Source organism: Sphingobium sp. R-21 (assembly GCF_049913335.1).
Taxonomy (GTDB): Bacteria; Pseudomonadota; Alphaproteobacteria; order Sphingomonadales; family Sphingomonadaceae; genus Sphingobium.
In genome coordinates this window covers 188,753-207,567 of the sequence record NZ_CP184374.1, presented here as the reverse complement: position 1 = coordinate 207,567, position 18,815 = coordinate 188,753, and the positions used below count along the sequence as shown (strand labels likewise).

Genomic DNA, 18,815 nt, shown 5'->3' with positions numbered 1-18,815 from the left:
GCGGCACCCATGGCACTCTCAACTGACCGGCTTGGCAACGGCCACCAACTGCGGCTGGGCGGCCGGAGCGGCATCCTTGGCTCCGGCATCCTTGACCCCCACATCGGCAGGTGGAGCCTTGAGGCTAGCCGCAGCCGATTGCAGCGCGACAGCGGCTGCCTCCAGCGCAGCCGCCGCGGATTGGGGCGTAACTGCAGGCGGTGCCGCTTCCGCCACGGCGACCGGCGCCGCCGCATCCCCCGCCAGCGCCACGGGCGGAGGCGTGGCCGCGACCGCCGTCACGTCACACATGTCGCCCACCCCGGCCGGCTTTTCCGAAAAATTCCGCGCCAGCGTCGGCAATTCATTCTGACCGGCATTCATCGCCAACGTCAGCAGCGTATCAGCCATCTCGCAGAAACCCGCCGACTGCACGCCATCGGTATGACTGTTCGCCATTTTCGTGATGAAATCATCATAGGCGCGCTGTCCACCGGCAATGCCATTCTCGCGCATGAACCGAAGCTTCAACGCATTGTTGTAATTGTCCGCACTTCCCATTTTTTCACGAAATTTGTCATATTTCGCCATGATTTCACTGTTTGTTGAACGACATTTCAGCGATCCCAGCATCAACATGATCTGCAAATCCCTGACGCGCGCCGCCTCGATTTCATAAGGCTGCCAACATCGCGCCGCCTCGGCGGAGGCAACCCCGCCGAAAAAGAGCGCAACGATACCACTGGCGGCACAGGCCGCCATCCTCAACCTGGACATGATGGACCTCGCAGAATCTCAGACCCCGCATATTAAATCCTACCATTTTGCCGTAAAAATGCCATTAATTTATTTGACAGTGACATTTATGACGCATCCGGAAACATCCCGGATTTACGCGATTTCTTCGTTCACACGGGCCAGGCGGCCAGATTGCCCATGCCAAATAGTGTCAATCTTTGGGCGGAACTATGACACTATGGCATCCGCCCGCGCGATCAGCGCCTTCGCTTCCTCGACATGCATGCTCTCGATCATGCGTCCCTCGAACCGCTCGGCGCCGCCCGTCGCCGCTTCGATCAGCCGCCGCGCATCGGCGACCGACTGCGGATCCGGGCCGAACACCTGGTTGGCGACGGGGACCTGACTGGGATGGATCAGCGTCTTGCCGTCAAAACCCAGCGCATGGCCCGCCGCACACTCGCCCTCAAACCCGGCCTCATCGTCCAGCCGGTTGAACACGCCATCGAACACGGCGATCCGCGCCGCCCGCGCCGCGAGTATGACGGACTGCATGGAGAGGGTCAGACCCTCCCGTCCGGCCAAGGGCGGTATCCCGAGGTCCTGCCTCAGATCGTTATTCCCCATGAACAGCCCCGCGCACCCCTCCGCCGCGGCAATCGCCTGCGCCATGAGCACGCCGGCCGCACTCTCTATCATCGCGATCACGGGCTTCTGGCAAACGCTGAACACATCCTTCACCTGACGAGGATTTTCCACTTTGGGGATAACCACATAATCAGCGGCTGACGTCTTGAGCGTCACCATCTCCCGCCCGTGGGAGGGCGTGCCTTCCACATTGATGCGCACCGCGGAGAGACGGCTGCCAAAACCCTCCGCAACCGCTGCGACCGCATTGGCCAATGCCTCTTCCTTGCGATCGGGCGGTACTGCATCCTCCAGGTCCAGTATGACCATGTCGCAGGACAGCGTCCGCGCCTTGACGATGGCGCGCGTGTTGGACGCGGGCAGGAACAGCAGCGATCGGGCATGACGCAACAACATGGGGAACCTCCTGTCACTTTGTCTTCCCCCATTCATGATTTCGCGCCATAGTCCAAGCAGATTTCAGGGGGGAGCAGGCATGTTGACGACATTCGCGCTGACGGTGACCTTGCTGGTGCTGTTTTACCTGGCGGTCAGCGTCAAGGTCGTGCGCCAGGGCTATCAATATACCATCGAACGCTTCGGCCGTTTTACGGAGGTCGCGCGCCCCGGCCTCAACTTCTACCCTGCCTTCTTCTATGCCGTCGGGCGGAAGATCAACATGATGGAACAGGTGGTCGACATCCCTGGGCAGGAGATCATCACCAAGGACAATGCCATGGTGTCGGTCGACGGCGTGGTCTTCTTCCAGGTGCTGGACGCGGCCAAGGCTGCCTATGAGGTGTCGGAACTCTATGTCGCGATCATGCAGCTTGCGACCACCAACCTGCGCACGGTGATGGGATCGATGGACCTGGACGAAACCCTGTCCAAGCGCGATGAGATCAACGCCCGCCTGCTTTCGGTGGTCGACCATGCGACCAATGCCTGGGGGATCAAGATCACCCGCGTCGAACTGAAGGACATCCGCCCGCCCGCCGACATCGTCAACGCCATGGGCCGCCAGATGAAGGCGGAACGCGAGAAGCGCGCCCTGATCCTGGAATCGGAAGGCCTGCGCGCTTCGGAAATCCTGAAGGCGGAGGGACAGAAGCAGAGCCAGATATTGGAGGCCGAGGGTCGCCGCGAAGCCGCCTTTCGCGATGCCGAAGCGCGCGAACGCGAGGCGGAGGCCGAAGCAAAGGCGACACAGATGGTGTCCGAGGCCATTGCCAGCGGCAATGCGCAGGCGATCAACTATTTCATCGCCCAGAAATATGTGGAAGCGGTGAGCCAGTTCGCCACCTCTCCCAACGCCAAGACCATCCTCTTCCCGGTCGAGGCGACACAATTGATCGGCACTTTGGGCGGCATAGGCGCGCTGGCGAAGGAAGCACTGGGTGAGCCGACAGCGCCGCCACCCCTTGCCCCGCCCCGCCGCGGGCCGTTTGGACAGGGGCCGGCATGACCGGCTGGCTCGCCATGCTGGACGATCATTGGGGCTGGCTCGTCTTCGCCGCGCTGCTCGGCATGGGCGAGGTGGCGATACCGGGGATATTCCTGATCTGGGTCGCACTGGCCGCTGCGGCGACGGGCCTCGTCGCCCTCGTGCTGCCGATCTCGGTGCCTTTGCAATTGCTGCTGTTTGCGGGGCTGTGCCTGCTGTCGGTCTGGGGCGGACGGCGCTGGTACACCGCCAATCCCGTGGACTCGCAGGATCCGCTTCTCAACGACCGAACCGCCCGGCTGGTGGGAGAGGTCGTCACCGTGGTCGAAGCGATCAACAATGGCCACGGCCGGGTCAAGGTGGGGGACAGCGTCTGGTCCTGCAGCGGGCCGGATGCGCCGGCCGGCGCCATCGTCAGGGTGACAGGCGCCAGAGCGTCGGTGCTGACGGTCGAACCGGCGTAACGGGACTGCTCGGTAGATCGGGACGGGGGAGCAGTGCCCCGGCATCTGGCGACCCTGCTCCCACAGGTAATGGATGATCAAGCCGTCAGCGACCTCGGCGACGCCACGAGACGATACGGCATCTGGGCTGTGAGGAACCCCTGTTAAATGCCATTATACCATGACCAGCCGTTCTGGATCGTCCCAGCGCGACCCAGGTCGTCGAACTTGTCGGTGACGACGATCCGTCGCAGGAACTTCAGGCTCTTGAAGCCCATCTGCCGTTCAATCCTCAGGCGCAGCGGTGCGCCATGGCCGATCGGCAGTTCTCGCCCGTTCATCCCATAGGCAAGGATCGTTTGCGGGTGAAGCGCATCGACCATGTCGATCCCGTCCGCCATCAGGTCAAAAGTGTAGAACTGGACGAAGCGCGCAGAGGGGCGGACACCCACCGCCGCGAGCACCGAACGCAGCGGCACGCCGGTCCATTCTGCTATCGCCGTCCAGCCTTGTTCGCATGTATGCCGCGTGATCTGCGTCCGCGATTGCATTTTCTTGAGTTCGGCAAGTGAAAAACTTCTGGGATTGTTCACGCTGCCTTCGACCTTGAGTCGCCAGTCGGCGAAATCGCCGTGTCGAAGCGCAGCATAGGCTTCGCCGCCTTTTGGATCATGCAGACCCACATCCGGGCGCGCAGGGTCGATCGTACCGATCGCCGGCATCGAACTGATCTGCAACCGGTCATATTCGGTCACCAGCGCGCTCCGCGACAGCAGGAGACGCTGGGCGTTATAGGTCAGATTGTCTCCCATCCTCAAAATATTGCCATAGGTCGGCGGCTGCTGGTCACTGCAACCGGAGAGCAGCAGACCGCCGCTGGAGGCGATGCCTCCAATAAGTGCGCGGCGCGAGAGTTGGAGGGGCCTGTCGGTCATGTCACTTTCCCAAAATCATTCCGCGCACTTGCCGCAGCGGTCCGGTCAGGAGGATCATCACGAGGTGGATGAGCAGGAAGATCGCAAGGAATGCGAAGGTGAAGAAATGGATTGTGCGAGCCGATTGCGCACCGCCGAAAATAGCGAGCAAGATCGGATAGTTCGCCGTTATGGCGGGAGACATGGTGATTCCGGTCAGGAACATCAGCGGCAGGGCGACCAGCACCACCGCCGTATAAGCCAACTTCTGCAGGATGGCGTAGGGTGGACCCGGTTCGGCTGCGGGCATCGGCAGACGCAAGTGCGCCCGGACATCCCGCCACAGGTTCTGCCGCCCAAGTTCATCCCGGCGCGGCCACAAGACGCGACGGACATGGCCGGTGATAAAGGCAAAGCAGAGATAGGCGAACAGCCCTGCCAAAAAGCACCATGCGGCCAGGAAATGCAGGCTGCGCGCCCAGGAATTCTGGTTCCACGGCGCCATTAGCAGGTCGGCAGTCACCGGCCCGTCGGGCGAGGCGAAAAAGGGCGTCGCGGCAGAGTAGCGGATATTGTGATAATTGGGGCCGAGCGGCACCTCGAACAGCGGCTGGATGAGATCATTGCCGACATCGCCCCAATAGAAGCGCGGATGCGCCATCAAAATGGTGACCCCGGAATAGATCAGCGTCAGAACCGCAGCAGCGATCAACCAATGTGTCAGCCGCACCCACAATCGGTGGCCACGCGACCCGGCATTCGCCTCGGCTTCGATTCCCCCTGTCATCCAACCTCCCAAGGTGAGAAAGCTATCGAGAATTGTCCATATTGCTGGACTTCCTTCATATCCTGCGCGCTGACATGACGCAGGTCGCTGCTGGCAGCATTCCCCTCCTTGTCGTCCACGGATACCGACGGGCCGGGCTGTCACAGTTGTTATCGGGCTGTACCTGCCACCGCAAGATAAATCGATATATCATCCATATCGCGACGATCAGCGATATTTTTTCATGAATGCCGTTTCGAACGAAATTTTCATCAAGCCTCCGGGGCGCAAATCCGGGACCGGCAATGCCGCGGTCACCGCTGCGGAATTTGTCCACGCCGCCCAGCCACAGCTTTCAATTTTCAAACGAATTGATTTTCGCTCGCCGCGCTGATCGGGTTTCATCCTGGGCTTGCGAAAACACGACCGGCGGAATCAGCAAGAATCAATGCGCCAGTCCTGATGTTTCTCGGGGGTCTCGACGAGATCACACCGGCTGAACAGCGCAGAGCCTTTGAAGACGAAATGAACGCTGCTGGTGTCGATTGGCGTTGCATGATTTTTGGCCGAGCAGGACATAGCTTCACCAATCCGGAAGCGGATGCTCTGAATATCTCTCACGTTAATTATGACGCGACCGCCGATAGTAATTCATGGCAAGTCGCACTGTCCTTTCTGCGTGAGATAGGCGTCCTTCAGGACGGTGAATGAGAACGGGCCAGGGCCCAGTTCCGCCTCCATGTCGAATTGCCCGGACTTCGCGCCTGATGCGCCATGGCATCGCGGACACCTCGTCATCAAGGAATCTGCCTCTGGATTTTGACGGGCGTCAATTTGCCGGCATCGAAGCGAGGCTATCGTCTCTGCAAAGGAGACGCGCAATGGATCATTTAATCAGCCAATATTTCCCGCATATGGTCGCTACCCTGATGCTCATGTTCATGCTGGTGCTGGGCGGGCTCAGCCTCCAGGACGCGCTGCGCGGTCGGGGCAATTGAGTACCGGACAGTCGCCCTTTCTTGCGGTCGGCGGGCGTGACGGCGTTCACGGCATCGTCGACCGCTTCTATGATCTGATGGACAGCAGCCCCGCCTACAGCGATCTGCGCGCGATGCACGCCCAGGATCTTGCGCCCATGCGAACCTCGCTCAGCGGCTTCCTTTGCGGATGGCTGGGCGGAGACACGGATTGGTTCGCGGCCAACCCCGGCAAATGCATGATGTCGCTGCACGCCGGCTTCCCGATCAATGCCGCTGTCGCCGATCAATGGACGTCGGCCATGCGGCAGGCGATGGAAGATTGCGGCGTCGAAATACAAACCGCGTCGCGCATCAACACGGCGCTGGGCGCAATGGCCTCCGCCATGGTTCGCGCATGACATATCCGCCACGCTGGCGAGCCCACCCGATTTGACCTGTCCGGTTGACCCGTCCGATTTCCCATCGGGCGCTTCCCTATTCCTCGTCGATCAATATCCGCGCCGCGGCGCCTTCGCTGTCATCGAACTGCCCATCCCGCAGCGCCCAGAAAAAGGCGGCGAGGCCGAGCAGCCCGAGGAATAATGCGATCGGGATCAACAGCCCAAGACCCGTCATTTCGCGGCTCCCTTCAAACGCAGCGCATTGGCGATCACGATCAGCGAGGATGTCGACATGGCGATCGCGGCGACCAGCGGCGTGACCTTGCCCGCCACGGCCAGCGGCACCGCCAGCACATTATAGCCGATCGCCAGCGCGAAATTCTGCTTCACCACGGCAATCGTCCGGCGCGCCGCCCGAACCGTCACAGCCACGGGCGCCAGCCTGTCGCCCAGGAACACGGCATCGGCCGTCAACTGGCTCGCATCGCTGGCAGAGGCCGGAGCCATGCTGGCATGGCCCGCCGCCAGCGCCGGACCATCATTCAGTCCGTCGCCCACCATCAGCACCTTTTCGCCTCGCGCCTGTAATCGCCCGACCAGCGCCAGCTTGTCCGCCGGGCGCAGATGGCCGACCGCAGTCGTGCCCGTTGCGCGGGCGATCTCTTCGAGCGCTTCGGGACGATCCCCGCTGGCGATCAGCGTCTTGAGGCCGATGGAGCGCAGCTCTCTCAGCGTTTCGACCGCATCCGGGCGCAGGGCGTCGGTGAAGTGCAGCAGCACCGCACGTTCCCCGGACCGATATTCGCTCGCAAGGCCGAACAGGCTGACGACGCTGCGTGGCCGGGCCAGCGACACCGCCACGCCATCATGATCGGCGAAGACGCCCTCACCCGGAATTTCGCGAATCCGGTCGAGGGATGCCGGAGCGACTTGCCGAGCCTCCAACCCCTGCCGCAGGGCGTCGCTCAATGGATGACGAGAGACCCTTGCCAGCGCCAGCAGGATCGATTGATCCTCACGCCCCAGGCGGTCGAGCCCTTGCGGCACCGGGCGGCCAAGCGTCAACGTTCCGGTCTTGTCGAACAGCGCTTCACTCACCTCCGCCAGCCGCTCCAGCGCCGAGCCGTCCTTCACCAGTACGCCGCGCCGCATCAGCGCGCCGCATGCGACGATCTGCGCCGCTGGCACGGCAAGGCCCAGCGCGCAAGGACAGGTGATCAGCAGGACGGCCACCGCGATCAGCAGCGCCTGATGCGCGCCCGCACCCGCAATCATCCACCCCGCAAAGGACAGCGCGGCAAGCAGATGGACGCAGGGCGCATAATAGCGCGCGGCCCGGTCTGCGATCTGGACATGGCGGGACTTCCCCTGCCCCGCTTCCTCCATCAGGCGCGCGATGTCGGCGATCACCGTGTCGGCCCCGGCCGCCGTCACCTCCACCGTGATTGGCCCTTCGACATTCATCGCCCCCGCCTGCACAACGTCGCCGGCGCGCACGCGGACGGGTGCGCTTTCGCCGGTCAGGAAAGCGAGGTCGATGCCGCTTTCTCCCTCGACCACGCGCCCATCCGCGGCCAGCCTCTCACCCGCCGCGACGATCATGCGCATGCCTGGACGCAGCGCACTCGCCGCCGTCCACCCGCTGCGGCCGCCTGCGTCCAGCACCAACGCCCCCGGCGCCGTCTGCTTCAGCAACGCCGCCACGCCAGCGCGTGCGCGCGCCCGCATCATGCTGTCGAGGCAGCGCCCCGCCAACAGGAAGAAGAGCAGCATCACCGCTCCGTCGAACCAGGCATGTTCGCCGCCCCTTAGGGTTTCGAACAGGCTCATGGCGGTCGTCAGCAGAACGCCGATGCTGATTGGCACGTCCATGTTCGTCCGCCCCTGCCGCAATGCCGCCCAAGCCGAACGGAAGAAGGGACGACCCGCATAAGCAACGGCCGGCAATGCGATCAGCGCCGAAAGCCAATGGAACATCGTCCGCGTGGCCCCTTCGGCCCCGGACCAGATGGACACCGACAGCAGCATGATGTTCATCGCCGCGAAGCCCGCCACGGCGAGCGCGCGGACGAGCGCCCTGGCCTCTGCGGCCGCGACGTCCTGGCCCGGATCGGCAAGCGGCTCCGCATCGAAACCCAGCGCGACGATGGCTGCCTTCAGTTCCGGCGGAGTCAGCGCGGGATCGTGGCTGATCGCGACCCGCTTTGCGCTCATGTTCACGCGCGCGGAGCGGATGCCGGGGGTCTGCGGCAAGCCATTCTCGATCTTCGAGATGCACCCGGCGCAGTGAATGCCGGGCACCGCGAACAGGCTTTCCTTCGCTTCAACCGGAGGGGCCTCAACAAGAGCAGGCTGGCTTGCCATCAGTCGATCTCCCGCAGCAGATGTTCTTCCCCGCCGCCGTGGCGAATGTCGAAGCGCAACTGCCACCGCCCGGCGGGCAAGGCGTGGTCGCTCACATAAAGTCCCGGTGCGGCCTCACGCAGGCGCAACATGATATCCGGCGCGCGTCCCAGCGGATGTTGCGCCACCGCCTGCATCTGCGCACCGCGCACGTTCAGCTCCATCCGCACATGGCGCGCGGCGTCCAGCTCCACCCGGTCGCGCCAACCCAGCTTCTCCTGCGCGCGCGCCTGCGCCAGCCAGCCATTGAACTTCTGGCTGGCGACATAGCTGTTCTCCACCACTACCCCGCCGAAGGACCGCACCGCGATCGTCGCCATCAGCATGTTCACGGCGATAACGACGGAAAAGCCGGCGACGAGTATCGCGGTCATGTACCAGCCGGTGAATGGACGGGCGTGCTTCATGTTCATGGCCTTTCGAAACGAGCATCTTCGCTGTCGCCGCCGCCTTCACGGTCGAGAGCGCGTACGGTGAAACGGAAATCCTGCCGCGCCGGACCTGCGGCAGGCAGGATCAGGAAGAGGCGCAGCTTCGTCACGCTGTCGGCAGCGACGGCCGCACGCACGGCGTCGCTCGCCTTTGCCCGCGATCCGGCGTCGGTCCAGATTTTCGCGCCGGGCAGACCAGCTACGCGCACTTCCACGTCGCGCCGGCGCGTTTCCATATTGCGCAGCTTCACCGTATAGGCGTTGCGGATCGCGCCGTCCGACAGGCGCACGAAAATCGGGTTGCGATCCTGCTGCGCGCTGATGTCCAGCCGCGTGCGCGCACCCAGCGCGAACAGCATCGCCGCGCCAATGCTCGCCCAGATCGCGAAATAGGCGATGGTGCGCGGGCGGAACAGGGTCCTCAGCACCGACCGGGGCGGCTCACCCTTCTTCTCCGCCTCCGCATCCTCTTCCGTGCAATAATCGATCAGGCCGCGCGGGCGGCCGACCTGCGTCATCACCTTGTCGCACGCATCGATGCACAGGGCACAGGTGATACAGCCGATCTGCGGCCCTTCGCGAATGTCGATGCCGGTGGGGCAGACCGCGACGCACTGGTTGCAATCGATGCAGTCGCCAAATTCGCCGGGATGCGCCTGCGCCTTCTTCAGGCTGCCGCGCTGCTCGCCGCGCCAGGCCTTGTAGGTGACGACCAGCGATTTTTCATCGAGCATCGCCGTCTGGATACGCGGCCATGGGCACATATAGATGCACACCTGCTCGCGCATGAAGCCGCCCAGGATGAAGGTGGTGGCGGTCAGCACCGCTACTGTCCCGTAGGCGACCGGCGCTGCCGTGCCGCTCCAGAACTGCTGCTGCAAAGTCGGCGCATCGGCGAAGTAGAAAATCCATGCACCCCCGGTAATGAATGCAATCGCCAGCCACACGGACCATTTGACAAGCCGCCGGGCCAGCTTGGCCAGGCTCCACGGCGCCTTTGCCAGCTTCAACTGCGCATTGCGGTCGCCATCGATGAAGCGTTCGACATGCTGGTACAGATCGGTCCACACTGTCTGCGGGCAGGCATAGCCGCACCAGGCGCGGCCCACGGCGGAGGTGACGAGAAACAGGCCGATCCCCGCCATGATGAGCAACCCTGCCACATAATAAAATTCATGAGGCCAGATCTCGATCGAGAACATGTAGAAACGCCGATGGGCGAGGTCGACCAGCACCGCCTGATCGGGTGCATAGGAGCCACGATCCCACCGCAGCCACGGCGTCACCCAGTAAATGCCGAGCGTCACCGCCATGATCGCCCACTTAAGACGGCGGTAAAACCCATCCACGGCCTTGGGATAGACGCCCTGGCGCTTTTCGTAGAGCGACGGCGAGCCGGACGTCAGCATGACCGCGTCCCGGCCGCCGTCCCAGGCTTGGTCCCGGATCCCGCTTCTCCTTCGCACCCATCATCAAAGGCAGCGGAACCCCGCATCAAGTCCGGGGTGACGAAGAGGCGTCGCCTGCTATCGTCCGGCATCGCCCTGCACCTTATCCGCAGCAACCTTCACCGGTGCGGTCTCGCCGCCACCCAGGCTGTGCACATAGACCGCCAGCATCCGGATCGTCGCCTTGTCCAGCTTGTCGTCCCAGCGCGGCATCACGCCATGGCGGCTGTTCCACACGGTTTCATGGATGGTGTCCGCGTCACCGCCATAGAGCCAGATCGCGTCCGTCAGGTTCGGCGCACCGACCTTGCGAGTCCCCTTCCCCGCCGGACCATGGCACACCGCGCAATTGTCGGCGAAGACCTTGGCCCCACGCTGTGACGCAGGGCCGGGGCGGTCCTGCCCGCTGATCACTCGCACATGCGCAACCACGTCATCGACCTGTGCCGCCGTCAGCAACTGGTCCTTGCCGAAGGCTGGCATCAGCGACTGGCGGGTCGTGGCATGGTCGGGATTGCGGACGCCATCCGTGATGGTCTTCTCGATCATGGGAAGATCACCGCCCCACAACCAGTCGTCGTCATTCAGGTTGGGATAGCCCTTCGACCCCGCCGCGCCCGATCCGTGGCATTGCACGCAATGCACGCGAAAGGCCGCGCGCCCGCCTTCCACTGCCGCCTGCATCAGCTGCGGCCGCGTCGGCAGCACCTCTATGGACGTGTCGGCGATCGCCTGCCGCACCGGCGCGATCTGCGCTTCCCGCGCCGCCAGTTCCTTGTCCAGTGCGCCCCGGCTGGACCAGCCCAGAACGCCGGCGGTCGCCCGATGCAGCATTGGCAACGCCGGATAGGCGATCACATAGCCAATCGCGAACAGGATCGTCGCATAGAATGTCCACAGCCACCATCGCGGCAGGGGCGTGTCCAGTTCCTGGATGCCGTCCCATTCATGATGCTTTATTTCCGTGCCGGTGGCGGCGTCGATCCGCTTGTCATCAGCCATGATCGGCCTCCGCATGATCAGTCTCGAAAATGGCGAGCGCGGCTTCCCTGCTATGCTCGCGTCCCTTGGGCCGGAAATGCCAGCCGATCAGCACGGCATAGCTCGCCCCCATGAAGACCAGTCCCCAGCTGTCGGCGAAATGCCGCAAGGCGTCGTAGCTCATCGTTCGACCTCCTGCGGCCTGGCGCTTTCCACATCGACCAGCGTGCCCAGCATCTGGAGATAGGCGACCAGTGCATCCATCTCCGTCACCTTGCCGGGGTCACCATCGAAATCGCGCGCCTGCGCCTTGGGATAGCGCTTGATCATGTCCTTGGCGTCGGCGTCGGGATCGGCCTGCGCCTTCAGGTCGTCATTGGCCTTGACGATGTCATCCTTGCTGTAGGGCACGCCGACGTCGGTCAGCGCGGTCAGGTCCTTGCGCATGTCCGCTGGCTTCAATTCCCGCTCGGCCAGGAATGCATAGCCCGGCATGATCGACTCCGGCACCACCGCGCGCGGGTCCTTCAGATGCTGGACATGCCACTCATCGGAATATTTGCCGCCCACGCGGGCCAGGTCCGGCCCGGTGCGCTTGGAACCCCATTGGAAGGGATGGTCGTACATGCTCTCGGCCGCCAGGCTGTAATGGCCATAGCGTTCCGTCTCATCCCGGAAGGGACGGACCATCTGGCTGTGACAATTATAGCAGCCTTCGCGGATGTAGATGTTCCGCCCTGTCAATTCCAATGGCGTATAAGGGCGCATCCCGTCTACCTTCTCGATCGTGTTGTCGATCCAGAATAGCGGCGCGATCTCTACAATTCCGCCGATGGCGACTACGATCAGAGACGCGATGCCCAGCAAAGAGACGTTGCGCTCCAGTCTGCCATGATCCCAGAACTTGCTCTTGGTCTTGCTCGTCATGTCTTTTGGTCCTTAAGCCGGCTGGGCAACAAGCGGCCGATCCACCGCCGGATCATAAGCCACGTCACTCATCGGCTTCTCCGCGCGCAGTGGGCTGCCCGCGATGGTCTTGCCGATATTCCAGGCCATGATGATCGCCCCGGCGAGGTACATGAGGCCTCCCGCCGCGCGGATCAGATACATCGGGAACATGGCGCTCACGACTTCGGAAAAGGCATAGACGAGGTAGCCGTCGCTGCCATATTCGCGCCACATCAGCCCCTGCATGATGCCCGCCACCCACATTGACGAAGCGTAGAGGACGATGCCCAGCGTCGCGAGCCAGAAGTGCCAGTTGACGAGGCGCAGGCTGTAAAGCCGGTCCCGCTTCCACAGACGCGGCGTCAGATAATAGAGGCAGGCGAAGGTGATGAGGCCGTTCCACCCCAGCGCGCCCGAATGGACATGGCCGATCGTCCAGTCGGTATAGTGCGACAGGCTGTTCACGGCCTTCACCGACATCATAGGCCCTTCGAAGGTGCTCATGCCGTAGAAGGCCAGCGCCATCACCATCATGCGGATGATCGGATCGGTGCGGATGCGGTCCCACGCGCCGTTCAGCGTCATCAGGCCATTGATCATCCCGCCCCAGCTCGGCATCCACAGCATGACCGAAAACACCATGCCCAGGGTCTGCGCCCAATCGGGCAGGGCCGTGTAATGAAGATGGTGCGGACCTGCCCAAATATAGAGGAAGATCAGAGACCAGAAGTGGATAATGGATAGCCGATAGCTGTAGACCGGCCGTTCCGCCTGCTTGGGCACGAAATAATACATCATGGCCAGGAAACCGGCGGTCAGGAAGAAACCGACCGCATTATGCCCGTACCACCATTGCGTCAGCGCATCCTGCACCCCCGCGAAAGCACTGTAGCTCTTGGAACCAAGCAGGCTGATCGGCATCGACAGGTTGTTGACGATGTGCAGCATTGCGATCGTCAGGATGAAACTCAAGTAAAACCAGTTCGCCACATAGATATGCGGCTCGCTGCGGCGCAGGATCGTGCCGCCAAAGACGATCAGGTAAGCGACCCAGACGATCGTCAGCCAGATATCGACATACCATTCCGGCTCGGCATATTCGCGTCCTTCGGTAATACCCATGACATAGCCGGTGGCGGCCAGCACGATGAACAATTGATATCCCCAGAACACGAACCGCGCGAGCGAGGGGAAGGCAAGCCGCGCCCGACAGGTGCGCTGCACCACATAGAAGCTGGTCGCGATCAGCGCGTTGCCGCCAAAGGCAAAGATCACGGCTGAAGTATGCAGCGGCCGCAATCGCCCGAAGCTCGTATATTCGATGCCAAGGTTCAGGGCGGGAAAGGCGAGCTGCAAGGCGATGTAGAGCCCCGCGAGAAACCCCGCCAATCCCCAGAATACGGTCGCGATCACGCCCCAGCGGATCGGATCGTCATCATATTTCCCCTGATCGCTGGGCATCTTCACCAGACCACGCGCGATGCTTGCGTAATCGGCGCCGCCGATCGTCACCACCGCCATCAGCAGCGCCGCCGCGCAGGCAATGCCCATATGGACGGCAAATCCGTTGTCCACGGCCATCAGCGACGCCAGAAAGGCGATGACGGCCAGCGCGAACCAGCCGCCCGATTTCAATAATAGTTGATCCATCGGATCCCCCCGCGAAAACTTGTCTGCGGCGCCCTTCCGCAGGGCCCGTCTTCGTGAACCAACCTCTGTCAAAGGCGGGGCGGCAGGTATGTAGGGGAATGTCCGTAGACGGACTGTCGCCACCCCTTCCCCAGGGCCTGGGTCCACCCGCCCTGGAGAAAGCCGGCACCAGCTTGAGAAACGCTGACAGGGCTAACCGTTTCTCGACCTTGCTCGAAGCGGACGGAAGACGGCAGAACGGCTTGACGTCACAGGCGCTCTAAAACCGGGGTTCACTCCCCCTCGGCCATGCTCTCCAGCCGATCGGCAGCACAGATCCGGACGCCCCGCCGCCCGGCGAGCGCGATCACGCCCAGCCGCTTCATGTCGCTGAACTGGCGCGAGACCGTCTCTATCGTCAGCCCCAAAATATCCGCGATCTGCTGGCGCGACAGAGGCAGGTCGATCGCGCCGCTCGGGTCCGCGCGCAGCCGCCGGCTCATGTCCAGCAAGAAGGATGCAACCTTCTCCCGCGCATTCTTGCGCCCGAGCAACAGCATCCAGCCGCGTGTCCGGTCAAGATCGTCCAAGGTCCGCTGCAGCAGCCGATGCTCCAATTGCGGGTGCCGGCGCGCAAAGCCATCGAAAGCGCCGCGTGGGTAAAGGCACAGCCGCGCATCGGTCAGCGCCGTGACGCTATGCGGCGTCCGCGCGCCAAAGGGTCGCCCGATGAAATCCGACGCATAGACCACGCCGACGATCTGCTCGCGTCCGTCGCCTGTCGATGTCGCGAGCTTCAACGTGCCTTCGATCACATTGGCGACGACCATGCTGTCGTCGCCCTCCCACATCACCGTCTGCCCGGCCTGCACCGTCACGCGCCGGCCGATCCGGTTGAGCGCCGCCCGCTCCTCCGGATCAAGGTCGGCGCAGATCGCCTGATCGCGCACCTCGCACCGATCGCAATAACCAGCCGCGCAGCCTCCGGAGACCGGAGTCATCATCGCCGCCATCTCGGGCCCGCCAGACGCCTTTTGCGCCAGATCAAATTGCATATCCATGCCCGCTGCATGCCGCCGTGCGGGTTCCGGACCTATCCGTAATTGTCCCTAGGGCCCTATCCGTCAGCACATTGAACCGCGCCGGCCACCACGGTCCGGAATAGTCCTTATATTCTTGCGAGCAGAAAGATCCGATCTGGATGGCATGACATGGACAACCATACGCCTCGAACTTGCCCGGACCGCCGATTTCCCCAATGGATCGGCGGCGCGCAGCTATGTGATGCGCCTGCCGCTTGGCGGTGACGGGCTGATCGATGAGCAGGAATATCGCCACCATCCCGAATTGGCGACGGTACGCCGCTTCTGGCCCAATGAACCCGACCGGCATGGATGCCTGCTGCGAACGGCCGACGGTTGGGCGCTGTCCTACCAGCCGGGGGAAGAGGATGACGAAATCCTCTTTCGTCTCGACGCGCACAGCATCAAGCCCGGCAGCTATCTGACCCTGACAGAGCCAGATGGCGAGCGCCTGCCCTTCATCGTGAAGGCACTCGCCGCGGCCTGAAGTTCAGAGCTTCATGCCGATGCCGACGCCGAACACCAGCGGGTCAAGGTGCACGCGCACCGTCTGCACACCCGCCGCCGTGGTGGACAGCCGCGCCGTCGTATCCATGTCGATATATTTGACGTCGAGGTTGAGGAAGATCTTGTCCGTCAGGTCCAGGTCGACCCCGGCCTGCGCCGCCCAGCCGAAGCTATCCGACATATGAACCCTGGTCGGGCCCACCGCGCCTTTCAACGCATCGGATGCCTTTTCATTGTAGAACAGCGTATAGTTGACGCCCGCGCCGACATAGGGCCGGACCTTGCCATCGGGCAGGAAATGATATTGCGCCGTCAGCGTCGGCGGCAGCACCCAGGTCGAAGCGAGACGGCCGATCGCGCCCGTCGTGCCGCTACGCCCGCTGGCGCTATGCTTGGTGGTCGCGGCGATCAGTTCAAACCCGATATGGTCGCTCGCCATATAGGTCAGGTCGACCTCCGGCATCACGCTGTTGTCGACCTTGACCTTCTCGCCAGGGAAGCCGGGCAGCACGCTTCCACTGCGTTCGTTGGGCGCGACCATGATGCCGCGCACCCGCACCAGCACATCGCCCTGCGCGGCCTGAACTGGTGCCGAAATCGCAGCGCCAACGGCGGCCGCGCCCAGCAGGATAGTCTTGATGGTCATCAGATTGTCTCCGTCCCTGTTGTCGGTGGCCCTGCTCTGCCCCGGCGGACGGCATGCGGCATTGATCCTGCGCAACCAGCAATTTGACCTGCCTCAATGTGTCAGGGGGCAGTCCATGCGATCCGCTCTGCCATGTGGACCTATCACCCCGACCTGCTGGCCCAGCCGGTGCCGCGCTACACCAGCTATCCGACTGCCGCTCAGTTCACGACTGAAGTGGGCGCGGCGGATCTTGCCGCCCGGCTCGATGGGGTCGATGCGAACGCTCCCCTCTCCCTCTATGTCCACATCCCCTATTGCCACGACATATGCTGGTATTGCGGCTGCAACACCGGCGCGGCGAACCGCGCGCACCGCCTGACCGCTTATGTCGAGGCCCTGGAGCGGGAGATCGCCCTTGTCGCGGCACATCTGCGCGGACGTGGCCGGGTGGCGCGCATCGCATTTGGCGGCGGCAGTCCCAATTCGCTGCCACTCGTCGATTTCGTCCGCCTGCTCCAACAGCTGCTTCTCTGTTTTGATGCGCATCAGCCGGAGATTTCCGTCGAACTCGACCCGCGGCGCCTCGATATACAATGGATCGCCACCATGGCGGCGATGGGGATCGGCCGCGTCAACCTTGGCGTGCAGACCTTCACCCCGCATGTTCAGTCCGCCATCGGCCGCATCCAGCCGCTGGACATGGTGGAAAGGACCGCAGATCAGCTTCGGTCGGCCGGAATCGCGACTGGCTTCGACCTCATGTACGGCCTGCCGGGCCAGAGCCTCGATGATCTTGCGGCGACGCTGGAGGCCAGCATCACGATGCGGCCCGCCCGCATCGCCCTGTTCGGCTACGCCCATATGCCCCAGCTCTTGCCGCGCCAGCGCCGCATAGACGGCCGTGCCCTGCCCGATCTCGCCACCCGCTTCGAGATGGCGGCGCAGGGTCATCGCCTCCTCACCGAAGCTGGCTATGATGCGATCGGCTTCGATCATTTCGCCTTGCCGGACGACAGCACCGCCCGCGCTGCCCGCGAGGGCCGTCTTCGCCGCAATTTCCAGGGCTTCACCGATGATCCCGCCGAAATCCTCCTGGGTCTTGGCGCCAGCGCGATCAGCCAGTTCCCGGACCTCATCGTCCAGAATGAAAAGCAGGCGGGGCCCTGGCGCGAACGCGTGGAACGTGGCTCGCTGACCGCCACGCGCGGCACGCTGTGCACCGCTGATGATCGCCGTCGCGGCCGGATCATAGAGGCGATCCTCTGCCACGGCGAAGCGCATGTAGACGCAATCACGCCAATGCCAGACCTGAAGCGCTTCGAACGGCTGGGCCTTGTCAGGGTAGATGGAGCCGATGTGCGACTGACGCCCGACGCCCTCCCCTATGCCCGCAGCATTGCCGCCGCCTTCGACAGCTATCTACGGCCGGCGGAAATGCGGTTCAGCCATGCGGTATAGCGCGGCTGCGCTCGCCGCCCTCGCCTTCGCCAATCTCTCGGCCGGGCAAGTGCCCTATTATGCCGTGCGCTCGTCCTATTTCTGCGGCATTGCTCCCCTCGGCTGGACGCCGCCGGGGCAGCACAGGCGACAGGACCAGGATAGAAACATCAGCGCCTGTCACGCGTTGATCGGCGGACGCAGTCGTCCCTTAGGGAAGCGGGCGAAACGGCTGGCCGACTGACAAGGGAGTTGTTCTACCGGCGCAGGCAGAGGAGCCAATATGAGGCCGTGCGCAGATCGGATCAGCGGCGCCGATGCCTCCCGCCATCCGCATCCTTTCAGCCGTTCAGGGCGTGTTCGTAATCGCTTCGAAGGTCTGGGTGTAGTGATGCTGGAGCAGGGTGATCGCGCGATCGGCGTCGCGATTGATGCATGCATCGACCAGATCCCGATGTTCCTGCAGCTCATTGCGTTCCAGGACCTGCTCCAGCGCGAGAAGACGGTAGCGTTCCGCGGCGTCGAACAACTGGCCGCTGATCCGCTTGATCCACCGGCTGCCGCACCCGCCGATGAGAGCAAGGTGGAAGTCCTTGTGCCGGCTTTCCCATTCGGAACTTTCGCCCTGGCCCGTCTCCCCGCGATGGGTTCGCGACAGATGATGGAGCGCGAGTATGAGATTCTCCTCCCATGCCAGGTCGAACCGATCGATCGATTCACGAATGGCCAGGCCATCGATCCAGCAGCGCGTCTTGACGAGTTCCTTCAGCTCCTCGGCGCTCACCGGCGCGACACGAAAGCCCTTCTGCTCCTCGAGCGCGACGAAGCCTTCTGAAAGAAGCCGGTTGAGCGCTTCCCGAACGGGGCTGCTGGCCGTGTTGAACCGCTTGCGCAGGGTCCGGCGGCCCACTGTGGAAAGCCAAATCGGGCGAAAACCTGACAGAACTACTCGGCGAAGGATTTAAAATCCGCTCCGAGGCGCTCAAAGCCGCATATGCAAAGCGACGGGTCATTTATCAGCAGGCTTATGAAGATCACCTCAACTGGGAA

The 18,815-nt window shown here is 63.1% G+C and carries 23 protein-coding genes; 7 read left to right on the top strand and 16 right to left on the bottom strand.

Features of this window, described 5'->3' with window-relative positions; all coding sequences use genetic code 11:
* Window positions 1-18: 18 nt before the first annotated feature.
* On the bottom strand, window positions 19-756 hold the full coding sequence (locus ACN9MX_RS00910; RefSeq protein WP_363828055.1) for a hypothetical protein: 738 nt from the start codon (window positions 754-756) through the stop codon (window positions 19-21).
* Window positions 757-945: 189 nt separating this feature from the next.
* Entirely contained in the window at window positions 946-1,761 is an 816-nt protein-coding gene (locus ACN9MX_RS00905) for an HpcH/HpaI aldolase/citrate lyase family protein (RefSeq protein WP_363735537.1), read from the bottom strand.
* A 79-nt stretch (window positions 1,762-1,840) separates the two neighbouring features.
* Between ACN9MX_RS00905 and ACN9MX_RS00900 the strand changes: the two genes are divergently transcribed.
* A complete protein-coding gene (locus ACN9MX_RS00900; RefSeq protein WP_363828052.1) occupies window positions 1,841-2,809 on the top strand; it encodes an SPFH domain-containing protein in 969 nt (322 codons plus the stop codon).
* A complete protein-coding gene (locus tag ACN9MX_RS00895) occupies window positions 2,806-3,252 on the top strand; it encodes an NfeD family protein (RefSeq protein ID WP_363828050.1) in 447 nt (148 codons plus the stop codon). The genes ACN9MX_RS00900 and ACN9MX_RS00895 overlap by 4 nt, the downstream gene beginning before the upstream one ends.
* Before the next feature lie 143 nt (window positions 3,253-3,395).
* On the opposite strand, the gene ACN9MX_RS00890 is transcribed toward ACN9MX_RS00895, so the two are convergent.
* The 3 genes from ACN9MX_RS00890 to ACN9MX_RS00880 all read right to left on the bottom strand — a co-directional run bounded on the left by ACN9MX_RS00890 (window position 3,396) and on the right by ACN9MX_RS00880 (window position 5,316).
* Entirely contained in the window at window positions 3,396-4,166 is a 771-nt protein-coding gene (locus ACN9MX_RS00890; RefSeq protein WP_363828047.1) for a molybdopterin-dependent oxidoreductase, read from the bottom strand.
* A 1-nt stretch (window position 4,167) separates the two neighbouring features.
* Window positions 4,168-4,932: a cytochrome b/b6 domain-containing protein gene (locus ACN9MX_RS00885; RefSeq protein WP_363828044.1), complete on the bottom strand. Its 765-nt coding sequence runs from the start codon at window positions 4,930-4,932 to the stop codon at window positions 4,168-4,170.
* Between the two features lie 207 nt (window positions 4,933-5,139).
* Window positions 5,140-5,316 carry a hypothetical protein gene (locus tag ACN9MX_RS00880; RefSeq protein WP_363828041.1) on the bottom strand — a complete coding sequence of 59 codons (177 nt, stop codon included), beginning with the start codon at window positions 5,314-5,316 and terminating at the stop codon, window positions 5,140-5,142.
* Here ACN9MX_RS00880 and ACN9MX_RS00875 point away from each other — a divergent pair.
* Window positions 5,302-5,622 carry a dienelactone hydrolase family protein gene (locus ACN9MX_RS00875; RefSeq protein ID WP_363828084.1) on the top strand — a complete coding sequence of 107 codons (321 nt, stop codon included), beginning with the start codon at window positions 5,302-5,304 and terminating at the stop codon, window positions 5,620-5,622. The genes ACN9MX_RS00880 and ACN9MX_RS00875 overlap by 15 nt on opposite strands.
* A 283-nt stretch (window positions 5,623-5,905) precedes the next feature.
* Entirely contained in the window at window positions 5,906-6,289 is a 384-nt protein-coding gene (locus ACN9MX_RS00870) for a group II truncated hemoglobin (RefSeq protein ID WP_363828038.1), read from the top strand.
* 76 nt (window positions 6,290-6,365) lie between these two features.
* On the opposite strand, the gene ccoS is transcribed toward ACN9MX_RS00870, so the two are convergent.
* The 9 genes from ccoS to ACN9MX_RS00825 all read right to left on the bottom strand — a co-directional run bounded on the left by ccoS (window position 6,366) and on the right by ACN9MX_RS00825 (window position 15,172).
* Window positions 6,366-6,506: a cbb3-type cytochrome oxidase assembly protein CcoS gene (gene ccoS / locus ACN9MX_RS00865; RefSeq protein WP_133654545.1), complete on the bottom strand. Its 141-nt coding sequence runs from the start codon at window positions 6,504-6,506 to the stop codon at window positions 6,366-6,368.
* On the bottom strand, window positions 6,503-8,635 hold the full coding sequence (locus tag ACN9MX_RS00860; protein WP_363828033.1) for a heavy metal translocating P-type ATPase: 2,133 nt from the start codon (window positions 8,633-8,635) through the stop codon (window positions 6,503-6,505). The genes ccoS and ACN9MX_RS00860 overlap by 4 nt, the downstream gene beginning before the upstream one ends.
* Window positions 8,635-9,081 carry a FixH family protein gene (locus ACN9MX_RS00855; protein ID WP_363828030.1) on the bottom strand — a complete coding sequence of 149 codons (447 nt, stop codon included), beginning with the start codon at window positions 9,079-9,081 and terminating at the stop codon, window positions 8,635-8,637. The genes ACN9MX_RS00860 and ACN9MX_RS00855 overlap by 1 nt, the downstream gene beginning before the upstream one ends.
* Window positions 9,082-9,083: 2 nt before the next feature.
* The gene (ccoG, locus tag ACN9MX_RS00850) at window positions 9,084-10,514 is read right to left on the bottom strand and encodes a cytochrome c oxidase accessory protein CcoG (RefSeq protein ID WP_363828027.1); all 1,431 of its coding nucleotides are present in this window, start codon (window positions 10,512-10,514) and stop codon (window positions 9,084-9,086) included.
* Window positions 10,515-10,631: 117 nt separating this feature from the next.
* Window positions 10,632-11,555, bottom strand: a complete 924-nt coding sequence (gene ccoP, locus ACN9MX_RS00845; protein ID WP_363828024.1) for a cytochrome-c oxidase, cbb3-type subunit III — start codon at window positions 11,553-11,555, stop codon at window positions 10,632-10,634.
* Window positions 11,548-11,718 carry a cbb3-type cytochrome c oxidase subunit 3 gene (locus tag ACN9MX_RS00840; RefSeq protein ID WP_363735548.1) on the bottom strand — a complete coding sequence of 57 codons (171 nt, stop codon included), beginning with the start codon at window positions 11,716-11,718 and terminating at the stop codon, window positions 11,548-11,550. The genes ccoP and ACN9MX_RS00840 overlap by 8 nt, the downstream gene beginning before the upstream one ends.
* Entirely contained in the window at window positions 11,715-12,461 is a 747-nt protein-coding gene (gene ccoO / locus ACN9MX_RS00835; RefSeq protein WP_363735549.1) for a cytochrome-c oxidase, cbb3-type subunit II, read from the bottom strand. Before ccoO ends, ACN9MX_RS00840 begins: the two co-directional genes overlap by 4 nt.
* A 12-nt stretch (window positions 12,462-12,473) precedes the next feature.
* Complete coding sequence (gene ccoN, locus ACN9MX_RS00830) at window positions 12,474-14,132, bottom strand: cytochrome-c oxidase, cbb3-type subunit I (protein ID WP_363828022.1); 1,659 nt, start codon at window positions 14,130-14,132, stop codon at window positions 12,474-12,476.
* Window positions 14,133-14,404: 272 nt separating this feature from the next.
* A complete protein-coding gene (locus ACN9MX_RS00825) occupies window positions 14,405-15,172 on the bottom strand; it encodes a Crp/Fnr family transcriptional regulator (RefSeq protein WP_363828019.1) in 768 nt (255 codons plus the stop codon).
* 145 nt (window positions 15,173-15,317) lie between these two features.
* On the opposite strand from ACN9MX_RS00825, the gene ACN9MX_RS00820 reads away from it, so the two are divergent.
* Window positions 15,318-15,680 (top strand): hypothetical protein, encoded by a 363-nt coding sequence (locus tag ACN9MX_RS00820; protein ID WP_363735553.1) that lies wholly within the window; start codon window positions 15,318-15,320, stop codon window positions 15,678-15,680.
* A 3-nt stretch (window positions 15,681-15,683) separates the two neighbouring features.
* Here the strand turns inward: ACN9MX_RS00820 and ACN9MX_RS00815 are convergent, their stop codons facing one another.
* Window positions 15,684-16,346, bottom strand: a complete 663-nt coding sequence (locus tag ACN9MX_RS00815; protein ID WP_363735554.1) for an OmpW/AlkL family protein — start codon at window positions 16,344-16,346, stop codon at window positions 15,684-15,686.
* A 132-nt stretch (window positions 16,347-16,478) separates the two neighbouring features.
* On the opposite strand from ACN9MX_RS00815, the gene hemN reads away from it, so the two are divergent.
* Both hemN and ACN9MX_RS00805 read left to right on the top strand, forming a co-directional pair.
* Window positions 16,479-17,786 carry an oxygen-independent coproporphyrinogen III oxidase gene (hemN, locus tag ACN9MX_RS00810; RefSeq protein ID WP_363828016.1) on the top strand — a complete coding sequence of 436 codons (1,308 nt, stop codon included), beginning with the start codon at window positions 16,479-16,481 and terminating at the stop codon, window positions 17,784-17,786.
* Entirely contained in the window at window positions 17,776-18,009 is a 234-nt protein-coding gene (locus ACN9MX_RS00805; RefSeq protein ID WP_363828013.1) for a hypothetical protein, read from the top strand. Before hemN ends, ACN9MX_RS00805 begins: the two co-directional genes overlap by 11 nt.
* A gap of 105 nt (window positions 18,010-18,114) precedes the next feature.
* On the opposite strand, the gene ACN9MX_RS00800 is transcribed toward ACN9MX_RS00805, so the two are convergent.
* Window positions 18,115-18,675 (bottom strand): FCD domain-containing protein, encoded by a 561-nt coding sequence (locus ACN9MX_RS00800; protein ID WP_363828010.1) that lies wholly within the window; start codon window positions 18,673-18,675, stop codon window positions 18,115-18,117.
* Between the last annotated feature and the right edge of the window lie 140 nt (window positions 18,676-18,815).